The sequence below is a fragment of the Tropicimonas sediminicola genome (assembly GCF_900188335.1).
In the GTDB taxonomy this organism is placed as follows: Bacteria; Pseudomonadota; Alphaproteobacteria; order Rhodobacterales; family Rhodobacteraceae; genus Tropicimonas; species Tropicimonas sediminicola.
This window is the reverse complement of sequence record NZ_FZOY01000005.1, coordinates 371,893-386,752: the sequence shown is the minus strand read 5'-3', so window position 1 is coordinate 386,752 and position 14,860 is coordinate 371,893. Positions and strand designations below refer to the sequence as shown.

At 67.9% G+C, this 14,860-nt stretch carries 14 protein-coding genes and 1 tRNA gene; 6 read left to right on the top strand and 9 right to left on the bottom strand.

The window, feature by feature from the left end; translation table 11 throughout:
• Window positions 1-331: 331 nt before the first annotated feature.
• The 4 genes from CHB86_RS15305 to msrP form a co-directional block, all read right to left on the bottom strand.
• Window positions 332-1,366: a hypothetical protein gene (locus tag CHB86_RS15305; RefSeq protein ID WP_089233915.1), complete on the bottom strand. Its 1,035-nt coding sequence runs from the start codon at window positions 1,364-1,366 to the stop codon at window positions 332-334.
• Between the two features lie 78 nt (window positions 1,367-1,444).
• Window positions 1,445-2,098 carry a protein-methionine-sulfoxide reductase heme-binding subunit MsrQ gene (gene msrQ, locus CHB86_RS15300; protein ID WP_245837993.1) on the bottom strand — a complete coding sequence of 218 codons (654 nt, stop codon included), beginning with the start codon at window positions 2,096-2,098 and terminating at the stop codon, window positions 1,445-1,447.
• Entirely contained in the window at window positions 2,059-2,205 is a 147-nt protein-coding gene (locus tag CHB86_RS25085) for a GDCCVxC domain-containing (seleno)protein (protein ID WP_342747473.1), read from the bottom strand. The genes msrQ and CHB86_RS25085 overlap by 40 nt, the downstream gene beginning before the upstream one ends.
• Window positions 2,206-2,267: 62 nt before the next feature.
• On the bottom strand, window positions 2,268-3,197 hold the full coding sequence (gene msrP / locus CHB86_RS15290; RefSeq protein ID WP_089233913.1) for a protein-methionine-sulfoxide reductase catalytic subunit MsrP: 930 nt from the start codon (window positions 3,195-3,197) through the stop codon (window positions 2,268-2,270).
• A 330-nt stretch (window positions 3,198-3,527) separates the two neighbouring features.
• On the opposite strand from msrP, the gene CHB86_RS15285 reads away from it, so the two are divergent.
• On the top strand, window positions 3,528-4,013 hold the full coding sequence (locus CHB86_RS15285; protein ID WP_089233957.1) for a fasciclin domain-containing protein: 486 nt from the start codon (window positions 3,528-3,530) through the stop codon (window positions 4,011-4,013).
• Window positions 4,014-4,164: 151 nt separating this feature from the next.
• On the opposite strand, the gene clpB is transcribed toward CHB86_RS15285, so the two are convergent.
• Entirely contained in the window at window positions 4,165-6,780 is a 2,616-nt protein-coding gene (gene clpB, locus CHB86_RS15280) for an ATP-dependent chaperone ClpB (RefSeq protein ID WP_089233912.1), read from the bottom strand.
• A gap of 299 nt (window positions 6,781-7,079) precedes the next feature.
• On the opposite strand from clpB, the gene pyrF reads away from it, so the two are divergent.
• Window positions 7,080-7,808, top strand: a complete 729-nt coding sequence (pyrF, locus tag CHB86_RS15275) for an orotidine-5'-phosphate decarboxylase (RefSeq protein ID WP_089233956.1) — start codon at window positions 7,080-7,082, stop codon at window positions 7,806-7,808.
• Between the two features lie 200 nt (window positions 7,809-8,008).
• On the opposite strand, the gene CHB86_RS15270 is transcribed toward pyrF, so the two are convergent.
• The 3 genes from CHB86_RS15270 to CHB86_RS15260 all read right to left on the bottom strand — a co-directional run bounded on the left by CHB86_RS15270 (window position 8,009) and on the right by CHB86_RS15260 (window position 9,783).
• Window positions 8,009-8,296: an NfeD family protein gene (locus CHB86_RS15270; RefSeq protein ID WP_089233911.1), complete on the bottom strand. Its 288-nt coding sequence runs from the start codon at window positions 8,294-8,296 to the stop codon at window positions 8,009-8,011.
• Window positions 8,296-9,186 carry an SPFH domain-containing protein gene (locus CHB86_RS15265; protein WP_089233910.1) on the bottom strand — a complete coding sequence of 297 codons (891 nt, stop codon included), beginning with the start codon at window positions 9,184-9,186 and terminating at the stop codon, window positions 8,296-8,298. Before CHB86_RS15265 ends, CHB86_RS15270 begins: the two co-directional genes overlap by 1 nt.
• Before the next feature lie 141 nt (window positions 9,187-9,327).
• Window positions 9,328-9,783, bottom strand: coding sequence for an NUDIX domain-containing protein (locus tag CHB86_RS15260; protein ID WP_217898321.1), 456 nt, complete (start codon window positions 9,781-9,783; stop codon window positions 9,328-9,330).
• Window positions 9,784-9,958: 175 nt separating this feature from the next.
• Between CHB86_RS15260 and CHB86_RS15255 the strand changes: the two genes are divergently transcribed.
• Window positions 9,959-11,212, top strand: coding sequence for a DNA polymerase IV (locus tag CHB86_RS15255; protein WP_089233908.1), 1,254 nt, complete (start codon window positions 9,959-9,961; stop codon window positions 11,210-11,212).
• A gap of 269 nt (window positions 11,213-11,481) precedes the next feature.
• Here CHB86_RS15255 and CHB86_RS15250 read toward each other — a convergent pair whose 3' ends face one another.
• Complete coding sequence (locus CHB86_RS15250; protein WP_089233907.1) at window positions 11,482-12,345, bottom strand: N-formylglutamate amidohydrolase; 864 nt, start codon at window positions 12,343-12,345, stop codon at window positions 11,482-11,484.
• A gap of 158 nt (window positions 12,346-12,503) precedes the next feature.
• Between CHB86_RS15250 and CHB86_RS15245 the strand changes: the two genes are divergently transcribed.
• The 3 genes from CHB86_RS15245 to CHB86_RS25080 all read left to right on the top strand — a co-directional run bounded on the left by CHB86_RS15245 (window position 12,504) and on the right by CHB86_RS25080 (window position 14,856).
• A tRNA-Val gene (locus CHB86_RS15245) sits at window positions 12,504-12,578 on the top strand.
• A 79-nt stretch (window positions 12,579-12,657) separates the two neighbouring features.
• Window positions 12,658-12,783, top strand: coding sequence for a type B 50S ribosomal protein L36 (ykgO, locus tag CHB86_RS15240; protein WP_089233906.1), 126 nt, complete (start codon window positions 12,658-12,660; stop codon window positions 12,781-12,783).
• 252 nt (window positions 12,784-13,035) lie between these two features.
• Entirely contained in the window at window positions 13,036-14,856 is a 1,821-nt protein-coding gene (locus tag CHB86_RS25080) for a calcium-binding protein (RefSeq protein WP_245837991.1), read from the top strand.
• Window positions 14,857-14,860 lie beyond the last annotated feature (4 nt).

Genomic DNA, 14,860 nt, shown 5'->3' with positions numbered 1-14,860 from the left:
TCCCGAACCGCCCGTCTGGCGCCCCGCCGTGCGCCTCAGCGCCGCCGGTGAAGGGGGTTCTACGGATACTACCCGGAGGCCGCAAGTGGTTTTTTACATGAAGATGACAGTTTTTGCATCTCTTTTTGAATTTCCATGAAAAACAACAACTTGCACGCCGATTTTTTCGCTCACCCCGTCAGGAGAGCCTGCGGACGCCCATCTGGACCGGGTGCTGCGGGGCGATTTTCGGGCGATTTCGGACTTCTCCACAGACTCGCCCACAGAATCCGCCGGAACACCCGCCGAGTCGCCTTCACGACTCGTCCGAATCCGGCCCGAACAGGCCGAGTCAGGCAGCCCCCGCCTTCTTCGCGCCCCGCTTCCGCTTGGCGAGCTGCGCCTGGAGCCGCTCGTTCTCTCTCTGAAGGCGGTTGAGTTCCCGGGCGATGTCCTCGACCGACTCCGGCCCCCAGAGATCCGCCTCCGGCGGAAAGGACGGCGCCGGCAGGTCGAGCCCGTACCGCTCGCGGAGCAGGTCCGCCTCGGGCCCCGCGATCTCCATGATCGCCTCCCGCGTTTCGGGTGGCAGGAAGAACCGCTGCCCGCGGATACGGCTGAACACGGCGCCGGGCGCCCGTGCCCGTTCCGGATTCGCACGGCCGTCGATGAGCACCGGCTCGATCCGGTTCAGCGCATCCGCCAGCAGCACCGCCTCGTGGCTCAGGCTCTCGTTGGTGTCGGTCCCGCCGAGCTGGTCGAGCTGACTGTCCTCCAGTCCGAGGATGCCGAAGAAATCCCGCACCGCGTCGCCCCCCCGTAGCTGGGCGCGATCGAAGGGGCGCAGCACGAGCTCGCATTTCTCCAGCGCGGGGCCGAACTGCTCCAGCTTCTCGGACCAGCGCCGGACGTTCCTGTCGGGCGCAAAGTCCTTCAGCTGCATGTTGCCCATCTTGATGTGCTGCTGCACGCCGCTGAAGACCAGTGACGCGGGGTGCCGCAGATAGCAGATCACGACGACGCGCCGCGCCTTGGTCAGCAGGAAATCCACCAGCCGCTCGAAGGACACCGCGTCCTGCGTCACGAAGCTCTCGCTGGACAGGATCAGGTTGGGCGTTTCCGCCGTCGCCATCTCCGCCTCGATGCGGGCGCGGTATTCCAGCGCCTCGGCGCGAACCTCGTCTGACGTCCGCCCGTCGCGCCAGTGGTTCCGCTTCGGCGCGGGGTTGTCGACGAAGGACTGGCCCAGAAGGAAGTGGTTCCGGATGCCGGAAGGGTAGTGATAGCCGAACTCGCGCAGGAGATCCCTGGACTGATGCGCCGTCGCCTGGATCGACGAGCTTCCGGTCTTGCCGGTGCCGATGTGAAGATAGGCGGTGGCGAACATGGGCGATCCTCCGGGTCAGTCATCGCGCGCCACGGTTCCACGTTCCCCCGCGGCGGGCAAGCACCCAGTGCGCCGCCCTCAGGTCCGGGCCGCGGACCGGGAGCGCAGCATCCGGCCGGGGCGCAGGCGCAGCGCCAGCAGGCCGAGGATCGCGGCCAGATAGTAGAACGGCTCGACCTGCCAGCCCTTCACCACCATGACGAAGTGCACCGCGCCGAGCGGCACCACCAGGTAGGTCAGCCGGTGCAGCCGCCGCCACCGCTCTCCGCCGAGCCGGCGCAGCGCCCAGTTGTTCGAGGTCAGCGCCAGCGGGATCATCAAGACGAAGGCGACCATGCCGATGGTGATGTAGGGTCGCTTGAGAATGTCGCCCCAGATCTGCGCGGGGATCTGCACGTCCAGCACCAGCCAGACCGCCAGGTGCGCCGCTATATAATAGAAACCGAGCAGGCCGATGGCCCGGCGGAACCGGACCAGCCGCAGCCCCGCGTGGCGCTGCAGGGGCGTGATGGCCAGCGTCGCGATCAGCAGCCACAAGCCCCAGAGTCCCAGCCAATGCTCGATCGCCTTCACCGGGTCGACGCCCAGGTCACCCCGGATGCCGGCCCAGAACAGCCAGGCCACCGGCAGCGCGCCAAGCGGATAGAGCAGCCAGGCCGGCACCCGGCGCAGCGCGGAATTGATCGGGTCCATCAGGTGCAACACCCCTGTCCTTCCTGAACCGGCGGGCATGGCACGTCCCCGTAGGAACAGAAGACGCAACAATCGCCGGGGCGCGGCCGCAGCAGCGCCGCACAGGCCGGGCATTCGTAAAACCAGACGCAGGCATTCCCGGGCATGTCCTCCCGGCTGCGATGGCCGCAGCGCGGGCAGGTCAATGTCGAGACGGTCTGCGTCACCGTCAGTAGTACTTCGCCAGGTCCATCCCGTCGTAGAGCGACGCGACCTCCTGGCCGTAGCCGTTGAACATCAGCGTCGGCTTGCGCTTGGCCAGCAGACCGCCGCCCACCTCGCGCTCGGTGGCCTGGCTCCAGCGCGGATGGCTCACCTCCGGGTTCACGTTCGAATAGAAGCCGTATTCCCGACCGTTCGCCTTGTTCCAGCTGGTCGGCGGCTCGTCCTCGGTCAGGGTGATCCGGACGATCGACTTGATCGACTTGAACCCGTATTTCCACGGCACCACCAGACGGATCGGCGCGCCGTTCTGGTTCGGCATTGGCTCGTCATAGACGCCGGTGGCCATGATCGTCAGCGGGTTCATCGCCTCGTCGAGCCGCAGCCCCTCCACGTAGGGCCAGTCGAGCACCCGCGTCCGCACGCCGGGCATCTCCTCGGGGCGCAGCGCCGTCTCGAAGGCCACGTATTTCGCCGAAGGCTGCACGCCCACCCGGTTCAGCAGGTCGGCCAGCTCGAAGCCGACCCAGGGCACGACCATCGACCAGGCCTCGACACAGCGGAAGCGATAGATCCGCTCCTCCAGCGTCGTGCCGGCCAGAACGTCGTCCATCGTCCAGGTGCCGGGCTTGTCGACCAACCCGTCGATCTGCACCTGCCAACCTTCGGTGGTCAGCATGTGCGCGTTGCGGGCCGGATCGTCCTTGCCGGTGCCGAACTCGTAGAAGTTGTTGTAGGTCGTCACCGCCTCGTAGCTCGTCGGCTCCTCGACGGTCGAATATTGCGACGGTTTCGCCGAGAGCCCGGCACGCGCCACGCCTGCGATCCCGCCCGCGGCCAGACCGGCGGCGGCGGCAATCACCTGGCGACGGTTCAACCAGGCCGCTTTCGGGGTCACCTGCGACCAGGTGAGATCGTTCTTCCAGCGTCCGGCCATCTCTGCCCTCCTGTTGCGCTTTCCTCCTTGTACGACATCCCGACGCGTCCCGCGCCCCTCCGAAACGAAATCTCACGCGAAAGTTGGCGTCCGTCACCGCGCCGGCCCACCGCGTGATCGCGTTCGGATCACGTCCATTCAGCAAAAGGTGACTTGATTGCGCAAAACGCCCGGGCTTAGCGCGCCGCGGCCATGGATCAAGCCCGCTCTCCGGCATCTTTTCCCGGCCTCCCGTCATCCAGCCGGCCTGTCCCGCCGTAGCACTGATAACGTCCGAGACGGGCGTGCCAGTACGAACTGGAAACCACATTGACGACGGAGATTGCCAAGATGATCCGCAGAACTTTCCTCGCCCTCGCTTCCGCCACCATGCTCTCCGCCCCGGCCTTCGCCGGCGGGCACAGCATGGACATCGTCGACACCGCCGTCGGCGCCGGCTCCTTCGAAACCCTCGTCGCCGCGGTGACCGCCGCCGGCCTGGTCGACACGCTGAAGGGCGAAGGCCCGTTCACCGTCTTCGCGCCGACCGACGACGCCTTTGCCGCCCTGCCCGAGGGCACCGTCGAGTCGCTGCTGCTTCCGGAGAACAAGGACCAGCTGGTCTCGATCCTCACCTACCACGTCGTTCCGGCCAAGGTGATGTCGGGCGAGCTTGCCGGCCAGACCGTGACCGCCAAGACGGTGAACGGCGCCGAGCTGATGGTAGACGGTACCGACGGTGTGAAGGTCAACGACGCCATGGTCGTGCAGGCCGACATCGAAGCCTCCAACGGCGTGATCCATGTCGTCGACAAGGTGATCCTGCCCGAGGGCTGAGTTCGAGCGGCCCTGCCGCCCACTCACGGAAAGGGGCGCGCCGCAGCAGCGACGCGCCCCGTTTCTTTGTCCTCTCCTTCCAGCGAGCCCCAGCCTGTCTTCCTGGCTGAAATACCCCCGCCGGAGGCAGCGCGCGCCAGCGCGCTCCAGATCAGTGAACCACCGCATCCTCCGGCGGCTGCCGGCTGGTCGAGCCGATGTGGTCGCCCACGATCAGCCCCTCCGCGCCGGCCGACACCGTGACGGTGTCGCCATCGGCCACGTCGCCGGCCAGGATCATCTCGGCCAGCTCGTTCTGCAGCGCCTTCTGGATCACCCGCTTCAGCGGACGCGCCCCGAACACCGGGTCGTAGCCCTCGTCGGCCAGCCACTTCCGCGCCGCCTCGTCCAGATCCAGCGAGATCCCCCGCCGCGCCAGGCGCTTCTCCAGAAGCCCGAGCTGGATGTCGACGATCCCGTCCATGTCGGACCGCGACAGCCGGTCGAAGATGATGGTCTCGTCCAGCCGGTTCAGGAACTCCGGCCGGAAATGCGCCTTCACCGCATCCATCACGTCGCGCTTGGCCTCCGAGGCGTCCGCCCCGTCGGGAAGCTGGCTCAGCGCCTGCGCCCCGAGGTTCGAGGTCAGCACGATCAGCGTCTGCTTGAAGTCCACCGTGCGCCCTTGCCCGTCGGTCAGCTGACCGTCATCGAGCACCTGCAGCAGCACGTTGAACACGTCCGGATGCGCCTTCTCGACCTCGTCGAACAGCACCACCTGGTAGGGCCGGCGCCGCACGGCCTCGGTCAGCACACCGCCCTCGTCATAGCCCACGTAGCCCGGAGGCGCGCCGATCAGGCGGGCCACCGCGTGTTTCTCCATGAACTCCGACATGTCGATACGCACCATCGCGCTGTCATCGTCGAACAGGAACTCCGCCAGCGCCTTGGTCAGCTCGGTCTTGCCGACACCGGTCGGCCCGAGGAACAGGAAAGAGCCCAGCGGCCGCGATTCCTCGTTGAGCCCGGCCCGCGCCCGGCGGACGGCGTTGCTGACCGCGGTCACCGCCTGTTTCTGGCCGATCACGCGCTTGCCGATCTCGCCTTCCATCCGCAGGAGCTTCTCGCGCTCGCCCTCCAGCATCCGCGTGGTCGGAATGCCGGTCCAGCGCTCCACCACCTCGGCGATCTGCTCGGGCCGCACGGCCTCCTCGACCATCACGTCGTCCTCGGCGCTTTCGGCCTCGGCGAGCTGCTTCTCGAGCTGCGGGATGACGCCATAGGACAGCTCCCCCGCCTTGGCGAGATTGCCCTCGCGCTTGGCGATGTCGAGTTCCGCCCGCGCCTGGTCGAGCTGTTCCTTCAGGTCGCGCGCACTGTCGAGCTTGTCACGCTCCGACTGCCACCGCGCCGTCATCTCGGCCGACCGCTGCTGCAGGTTCGACAGTTCCTCTTCCAGCTTGTCCAGCCGGTCCTTCGAGGCCTGGTCGTCCTCCTTCTTCAGCGCCTCCGCCTCGATCTGCTTCTGCAGGATCTCGCGGTCGAGCGCGTCGAGCTCTTCCGGCTTCGAATCCACCGCCATCCGCAGACGGCTCGCCGCCTCGTCCATCAGGTCGATCGCCTTGTCCGGCAGGAACCGGTCGGTGATGTAGCGATGGCTGAGCGTCGAGGCCGCCACCAGCGCGCTGTCCGAAATCCGGACCCCGTGGTGCAGCTCGTACTTCTCCTTGATGCCGCGCAGGATCGAGATCGTGTCCTCGACCGTCGGCTCCTCGACCATGATCGGCTGGAACCGCCGCGCCAGCGCCGCGTCCTTCTCGACGTGCTTGCGGTACTCGTCGATCGTCGTCGCGCCCACGCAGTGCAGCTCGCCCCGCGCCAGCGCCGGCTTCAGCAGGTTGGAGGCGTCCATCGCCCCATCCGCCTTGCCCGCGCCCACCAGCGTGTGCATCTCGTCGATGAACAGGATGATCTCGCCCGCCGCCGCGGTGATCTCCGCCAGAACCGCCTTCAGACGCTCCTCGAACTCGCCGCGGTACTTCGCGCCGGCAATCAGCGAGCCCATGTCGAGCGCCATCAGCGTCTTGTTGCGCAAGCTCTCCGGCACGTCGCCGTTGATGATCCGGAGCGCCAGCCCCTCGGCGATCGCCGTCTTACCGACGCCGGGCTCGCCGATCAGCACCGGGTTGTTCTTGGTCCGCCGGCTCAGCACCTGCATGGTGCGCCGGATCTCGTCGTCGCGGCCGATGATCGGGTCGATCTTGCCCTCGCGCGCCGCAGCCGTCAGGTCGCGGGCGTATTTCTTGAGCGCGTCATAGCCTTCCTCGGCGCTCGCCGTGTCGGCGGTCCGGCCCTTGCGCACGTCGTTGATCGCGGCGTTCAGCCCCTGCGCGGTCACCGCCCCCGCTTCCAGCGCCTCCTTGGCGCCCGAACGCACCACCGCCAACGCGGTCAGGATGCGCTCCACCGGCACGAAACTGTCGCCCGCCTTGGTGGCGATCTTCTCGGCCTCGTCCAGCACGCGGCTCATCTTCTGGTCGAGATAGACCTGCGCCCCGTCGCCCGACACCTTCGGCTGCTTGGCAAGCTGCGCTTCCACGGCCTCCCGCACCCGCTCCGGCGCGCCGCCCGACCGCTTGATCAGGTTGGCCGCAAGCCCCTCTTCGTCATCCAGCAAGGCCTTCAGCAGATGCTCCGGCACCAGCCTCTGGTGCTCTTCCCGCATCGCGATGGTCTGCGCAGCCTGAAGGAACCCGCGCGACCGCTCCGTGAACTTCTCCATGTTCATCGGTCTCTCCTTTTCCAAAGCGCCTGCCGGGATTTCGCCGCCCGTCCGGCGGCACGGCGATGTCGCAGGCCTCGTCAGCGATATGGGAAGCGAAACCGCCCGGCTCAAGCCGCACTGTCACATTTTTCACACAGCAACTTGCATGTCCCCCCAGCCCTCTCCTGCCCGGATGTTTCCCCGGCGGGAGCGCCGCCGCATGGGCCGCAACGGGGACAGACAGCCCCCCGGCCACCGCCGCCACAGGCTTGACCCGCATGGAAAGCAGCGCCATGACGGCCCCGATCAACCGGAGAACCGCCATGCCACAGCCCGCAGCCGACGACCGCCTGATCGTCGCCCTCGACGTCCCCGACGCCCTCGCAGGGCTGAAACTGGCCACCGAGATCGGCGACGCCGTCTCCTTCTACAAGATCGGCCTCGGCATGCTGACCGGCGGCGGGCTGGCACTGGCCAACGAACTCAAGGCCGAGCACGGCAAGCGCATCTTTCTGGACATGAAGCTCTTCGACATCGGCGCGACCGTCGAGGCGGCCGTGCGCGGGCTCGCGCAGTTCGACCTCGATTTCCTGACCGTCCACGGCGACCCCCATGTCGTGCGCGCCGCGCAGGAAGGCAAGGGCGCGAGCGAGCTCAGGATCCTCGCCGTCACCATCCTCACCTCGCTCGACCGCGCCGACCTCGACGCCAGCCTGATCCGGCCCGGCGACCTGCAGGAGATCGTCCTCGAACGCGCCGCCCGGGCGCTCTCCGCCGGGGCCGACGGCGTGATCGCCTCGCCGCAGGAAGCCGCCCTGATCCGCGCCCTTCCGGAAGCGGAGGGCAAGCTCATCGTGACGCCTGGCGTGCGCCCCGCCGGCGCCGCCCTCGGCGACCAGAAACGCGTCGCCACCCCGGCGCAGGCAGTTGCGGACGGCGCCGATCACGTGGTGGTGGGCCGCCCGGTCTGGCAGGCCGAGGACCCGCGCGCCGCCGCCCAGGCCATCGTCGCCGAGCTCAACAGCCCGCAGGCCCTCCGCGCCAACGCCTGATCGGGCCGGCAAAGGGGGGCTCCCCTCGCGGCTCGACGCTGCCGCGCCTCGCCCCCTTGGGGCCGGGCGCGCCTTCGGCGCGTCCCCGCGCTCGTGGCGAACGCGCCCCCCTTGCCGGGCACGACCGCGGCTTCTTCTGTCCGGAAATTTCCTCGCGGGAGGCAATCGCGCGCCGGCGCAATCCTCTGCCCCAATGAGGCTCAATCCTCGTTGATGTCCTCGTCGAACGTCTTCACCGACCCGCCAGACAGCCCGAAGATCCGCTTCAGCGCCAGCCAGGCCACGAGCGAGAGCACGGCAAAGACCAGGAACAGCAGCGGCAGCGACCCGGCCATCATCGCCCCGAGCGGCCCGCCGACCCAGAGCAGCAGCCCGGTCGCCAGCGCCCCCACCGCGAAGCCCAGAAAGATCCATCCCGGCGCCAGCACCTCGAGGATCGCCAGCACCAGCCCGGCGATCACCCAGGCCCACCAGGTGCTCCAGACCATCAGCCACGCCCCCGCAGCATCTTGAACGCGTCACCGAAGGCCTCGGCGGCATTCGCCGGCAGCACGATGGTCTGCTTGCCCTCGCCGTTGCCGAGGTTGTTCAGCGCCTCGACCTGCTTCAGCGCCACCTGGTATTGCGCCGCCTCGATCCCGTTCTCGCGGATCGCCGCGGCGACCACGCCGGTGGCATAGGCCTCGGCATCCGCCTGGATCCGCCGCGCCTTGGCGACCTGCTCGGCGGCATAGAGCTCCGCATCCGCGTTGAGCTCGATCGCCCGCTTCTGGCCCTCGGCGCGGGTCACCGCCGCGCGGCGCTCCCGCTCGGCGTTGAGCTGCTGCAGCATGGCGTCCCGCGTCGCCTGGTCGAGGTTCACATCCAGGATCTCCGCCCGGGTCACCTCGATCCCCCAGTCGTCCACCGCGGATTCGACGCTGGTCTTGATCTGGTCGATCAGCTGCGAGCGGTTGGACTGCACCTCGTCGAGATCCATCTTGCCGATCTCGGCCCGCACGATCCCCGCGACGGTCGTGGCGATCGCCCCGTCCACGTCGCGGATCCGGTAGACCGTCTTTTCCGGCTCGAGGATGCGGTAGAAGACCGAGGTGTCGATCTGCACCAGCACGTTGTCCTTGGTGATCGCATCCTGGGTGGCGTTGGGCAGCTGCCGCTCGAGGATCGACACCTTGTGCGCGACCCGGTCGAGAAACGGCACGATCAGGTTCAGGCCCGGCCCGAGCACCGCCCGCAAACGGCCGAACCGCTCCACCACGTATTTCTCGGATTGCGGCACGATCCGCACCCCGAGAAAGACACAGAGCAGGATGAAGGCCGCCAGCAGCAGCACCACGACCGAGCCGCCGGAAAGGGAGAAAAGAATATCTTCGAGCATGGGACCGCTTTCGTCTGCCATCAAATGTTACAGGACTATGCCGGTCGCATGTGAAAACAAAAAGGCGCGAATGGCCCGATTGCGGGAAACCCCGGGGGGATGTGGCGCGGGGGCGCCATCGGCGCCGCAGCGCGGCGGCGCTCAGCCGAGCGCCTCCCACCACTGGCAAAGCGCCCCCTGCAGCTCCGGCACCGCGTTCGGATGGGCGATGAAGCGCGGCACGCTCATCATCTCCCACCGTTGCCCCTCCTCGCCAAAGACGATCGCCTCGACCAGCGTCGGCGGGATGCGGGCGACGAGGAACACCCCGGCGATCCGGTGCGGCTGGTACTTGTGGAACCGGTCGGCATGGACGACCGACGCCGCCGGCACCCGGATGCCGAACTCCTCCTCCGCCTCCCGCAGCGCGCAGACCAGCGCCGTCTCCCCGGGCTCGCGTTCGCCGCCCGGCAGATCCCATTGGCCCGGGTTCGGAATATGGGCGAAGTCGTCCCGCAGGTAGGTCACCACCTCGTCGCCGCAGACCAGGGCGATCTTCGCGCCAAAGACATCGCGGCTGGCAGCCCAGTCCCGCGCCTCGGGTCTCGTCTCGCTCACCGCCATCGGCCCCTCTTCACCCCGTGTCCGCACCGCCATACCGCGCCGCGCAGGCGAGTCAAACCCGCCGCGCGCAGCCCGCGCCGGCCCGGGCAGGGCACAAACCCGTTGCGCCCGGCCCGCCGCCTCCCCTATCCCGTCTGCACCAGGGTTTCCCAGCCAAGGGCCACGCGCCATGCCCGCGCTCTGCCGCGATTGCCTGCACAGCTTCGACACAGGCCGCCGCTGTCCGGCCTGCGGCTCGCCGCGCGTGATCTCCCATCCCGAGCTCTTCGACCTCTCCATCGCCCACATGGATTGCGACGCCTTCTATGCCTCGGTGGAAAAGCGCGACGACCCAAGCCTCGCCGACAAGCCGGTGATCGTCGGCGGCGGCAAGCGCGGGGTGGTCTCCACCTGCTGCTACATCGCCCGCACCTACGGCGTGCGCTCGGCGATGCCGATGTTCCAGGCGCTGAAGCTCTGCCCGCAGGCGGTGGTGATCAAGCCGCGGGGAGAGGCCTACGCCACGGCCTCCCGCGCAATCCGCGGCATGATGGAGGAGTTGACCCCGGCCATCGAGCCGCTGTCGCTAGACGAGGCCTTCATCGACCTCACCGGCACCGCGCGGCTTCACCATGCACCACCCGCGGTGATGCTGGCCCGCCTGGTGCGACGGATGGAGACCGAGCTCGGCCTCTCGGGCTCGATCGGGCTCAGCCACAACAAGTTCCTCGCCAAGGTCGCCTCCGACCTCGACAAGCCCCGCGGCTTCGCGGTGATCGGCAAGGCCGAGACCGCCGATTTCCTGCGCGACCGGCCCGTGCGCCTGATCTGGGGCGTGGGCGAGGCCTTCCAGTCCTCGCTCGACCGCGCCGGCATCCGCACCTTCGGCGACCTGCTCCGCTGGGACCGCAAGGACCTGCATGCCCGGTTCGGCGCCTCCGGCGACCGGCTCTGGCACCTGGCGCGCGGCGAGGACCGACGCCGCGTGACCCGCAACGCCCCGGTCAAGTCGATCTCCAGCGAGACCACCTTCTTCGAGGACACCGCCGACCGCGACCTGCTGGACGGCCATATCTGGCGCCTCGCCGAGAAGGTCTCGGACCGGGCCAAGGCCAAAGGATCGGCCGGGCGCGTGGTGACGCTCAAGCTGAAGCGTGCCAGCCACGCCCTGCTCACCCGGCGCCGCGCGCTGGAGGACGCCACCCAGGTCGCCGACCGGATCTACCGCACCGCGCGCAGCCTGCTGGACCAGGTCGAGGAGCCGGGGCCGTTCCGGCTGATCGGCGTCGGCCTGTCCGACCTGGTGCCCGAGGCCCAGGCCGACCTCTCCGGCGATCTGCTCGACCCCGCCGCCGAACGCCGCGCCCGCGCCGAACGCGCCACCGACCGAATCCGCGCCCGCTTCGGCGCCGAGGCGATTCTCAAGGGCCGATCCCTGCGCTGACCGCCGAGTCACAGGCCGGATGCCAGGGGCTCCCGCCCGGGCTCGACGCCTTGCGGCGTCTCCCCCGGTTGGGCCGGGCCGCGCCTTGCGGCGCGGCGGTCGCGCCCCCGCCCGAGGGCGATGCCCGCCGGCAATCGGCTTGGCGGCCGCCACAGCCTGCAGGCCGAAGGCCTGCCACGCCCAACAGCTTTTCTGCCCCCGAACGGGGGCGGACAAGGTGGCGGGAGCCCCTGGTCACCGGAAAGGACAATCGAACGGCGTGCTGCGCCCTATTCGGCCGCGAGCGGCAGGGACGCCGGCCGGCCAATCTCCACGATCTCGGCAATGATGCCTTTCAGCGTCGCCCGGAAATCGCTGAAACCCTGGCTCGGCCGGACCGCACGCTCGTCCATGTAGAGCGCCCGGTCGATCTCCACCTGGACCACGTGCTGCCGGCGAGAGGGCTTGCCGTAATGCTGGGTGATGAAGGCCCCCGCGAAGGGCGCGTTGCGCACCACCCGCAGGCCGGCCCGGACAAAGGCCGCCTCCACCGCATCGATCACATCCGGCGCGCAGGCCGCGCCGAACCGGTCGCCCAGCACCACCTGCGGCCGCCGCCCGACGGCGCCGGGCATCGAGAGCACCGCCTCGTGCGGCATCGAATGACAATCGATCAGGATCGCCCGGCCGAACTGCGCCTTGCTCTCGTCGAGCAGCTGCTGCAGCTGGCCGTGGTAGGGCCGCCAGACCTCGGAGAGCCGCTCCCGCGCCTCCGCCAGCTCGATCTTGCCACGATAGATCGCCCGCCCGTTGGCGACGACACGGGGAATCACCCCCAGCCCGGAGCTCACCCGCGGGTTGTGGGTCACCGCCCGCACGCCGCGCACCACCGCCGGGTCGAGCTCGTCGGCCCCGCGGTTCAGATCCACGTAGGCCCGCGGCGCCAGCGCCGCCAGCAGCGGCGCGCCAAGGCCGGGGGCGGTGTTGAACAGCCGGTCGACAAAGGCATCCTCGGAAGAACGGATCGACATCTCGTCCAGCACGGATCTTCTCAGGAAATCCCAGCTGTAATCGCGCCCGCTGTGCGGCGAGGCAAAGACCACACCCGTGGTGTGTTCCTTCGGCAGGTCCAGTCTGTAGGGAAGTGTCGCCATGCTCTCTCCTTGCCAACCATATAGCGACAAATTTTCCTCTGCCAAAAGCCCTTGAACCCGGCCGGGCTTCGCTTTATACGCCCCTCCACCGACGCGGAAATGCCCCGCGTCCTTTTCCTTTGTGGAGCAGGACACGGCGGGCGCGATTCGGCGGAGGCGGGCGGTTAGCTCAGCGGTAGAGCACTACGTTGACATCGTAGGGGTCACTGGTTCGATCCCAGTACCGCCCACCATTGAATTCGGGCCGGAAACGGCTCGCTGGCGAAACAAACGGCGCCGTCTCAGCGCCTGCGACAGAGGAAAGGGAAGACCATGAAGGTCCGCAACTCGCTCCGCTCGCTGAAATCGCGGCACCGGGATTGCCGTATCGTGCGCCGCAAGGGCCGCGTATACGTCATCAACAAGACCCAGCGCCGCTTCAAGGCCCGCCAGGGCTGATCAGCGCAGCTTGAAGACGAGATCAGAGGCCGTGGAATTTTCCGCGGCCTCTTTCTTTTGCGCGCCCGCACCCCCGTCCAGGCCCCCGTCACGGCCCCTCCCCCGGAGCGCAACGACCGGCGACCGATTCCCGAAGCGTGACCCCGATCCCACCTGCGGCGGCGCGGCACAGCCTCTCCGTTGACCGACCGAATCACCCCTGCTACGCCTTTCGAAAAAGAAAATCGCATAACGCAAAAGGCAGAGGCACAGATGCAGTTGAAACGCTCCGATTCCGAAGTTCTCGTCGGGTCCGTCGGGTATACCCCGTCCGGCAAAGCCCCCGACATCACCACGCTGGCCGACGGCCGTCTCCTCGTCGTCTGGACCGAGACCCTCGGCCGCCCGACCGACGATTTCGACGATGTCGACGGTGCGGTCTTCGCCCGAATCTTCAATGCCAAGGGCAAGCCCCTCGGCGACGCCTTCCAGGTGAACGACTGGCAGCCCTTCACCCAGGACAGCCCCCAGGTGGTCGCGCTCGACGACGGCGGCTTCGCGATCGGCTGGACCCACCGCGCGCTCTACGGCGACCATGATCACGACAACAACGTCTTCGTGAAAACCTACGATTCGGACGGCGAACCGAGCGGCCGCGTCATCACCCGCGACCTGGTGATCGACGAGCCGGGCAACGACCCCGACAACGATCCGCAGCTGCTCGAGATGGTCACACTCTCCAACAACCGCATCGGGTTCGCCGTCGATTACAACGAGGGCGCGCCCGAATCCTACTTCTACACGCTGAACGCCAATGGCACCGACAGCGGCGAGGGCACCAATGATTCCTCGCGGCACAACCTCGACATCATCGGCAACCCGGACATGGTGCAGCTGGAGAACGGCAACATCGTCCGCGCCTACACCTCGAGCGGCCCGCTCGTCGGAGATGGCCACTATGACATGGTGTTCACCATCACCGATGAATTCTTCGGCGCACCGATCGGCATTCCCGGCGTCTACCAGCCGCTGGAATTCTGGATCTACAACGATCCCGACACCCGCAAGGGCGACATGGAACTGGCCGCGCTCAAGGGCGGCGGCTTCGCCATCGCCTATTCCGAGTGGACCGGAATCGGCACCTCGGACGTCCATGTCGACATCATCACCGACTACGGCCAGATCGAGTTCCAGAACACCATCGTCAGCCGCGATCTGGGCTATGCCTATGACGTTGCCGATATCGACATGCTCGGCCTGTCGAACGGCATGATCGCCCTCGCCGTCGTGATGCACGATGCCACGGGCGGCACCACCGGTGTCGACCTGTTCCTGCTCGATGCCGACGGCACCTTCGTCGACAGGAAGCAGATCAGCACCTACGACGTCGGCAAACAGGCGGCTCCCTCGCTCACCGAGACGGCGGACGGCCGGATCGCGGTCGTCTTCACCGACTACTCCGGCAAGACGATCGACGGCGACACCGACACGCTCCACATGTCCTTCTTCGACATCAAGGGGCCGAGCGCCCGGTTCGTCGGCACCAATGACGACGATCTGCTGCGCGGGCTTGGCGGCAACGACACCCTGATCGGTCTCGGCGGCAACGACACGCTCTACGGCGGGCGCAACCGCGACACCCTGCGCGGCGGCGACAACAACGACAAGCTCTACGGCGGCTCGGGTCACGACTTCCTCGGCGGCGGCGTTGCCCGCGACGTGCTGAGGGGCCAGACCGGCAACGACGGCCTCAACGGCGGCAGCGGCAACGACAAGCTGTTCGGCGGCAAGGGTGACGACATGCTGCGCGGCGGCAGCGGCGTCGACGTCATGACCGGCAACGCGGGCGCCGACATCTTCGTCTTCTCCGGTGCGATCGGCGACGACACCATCGCGGATTTCGAGATCGGCACCGACACGCTTCGCTTCCGCAAGGGCAATGGCGAGGCCGAAAGCTTCCGGCAATTCGTCAACAACGCCGAACAGGTCGGCAAGAAGGTCGTCTACGACAAGGGCGACGACGGCAAGAGTACGATCACGTTGCTCGACACCCAGCTCGACGACCTGTCCCGCTCGGATTTCGACTTCCTCTGACACC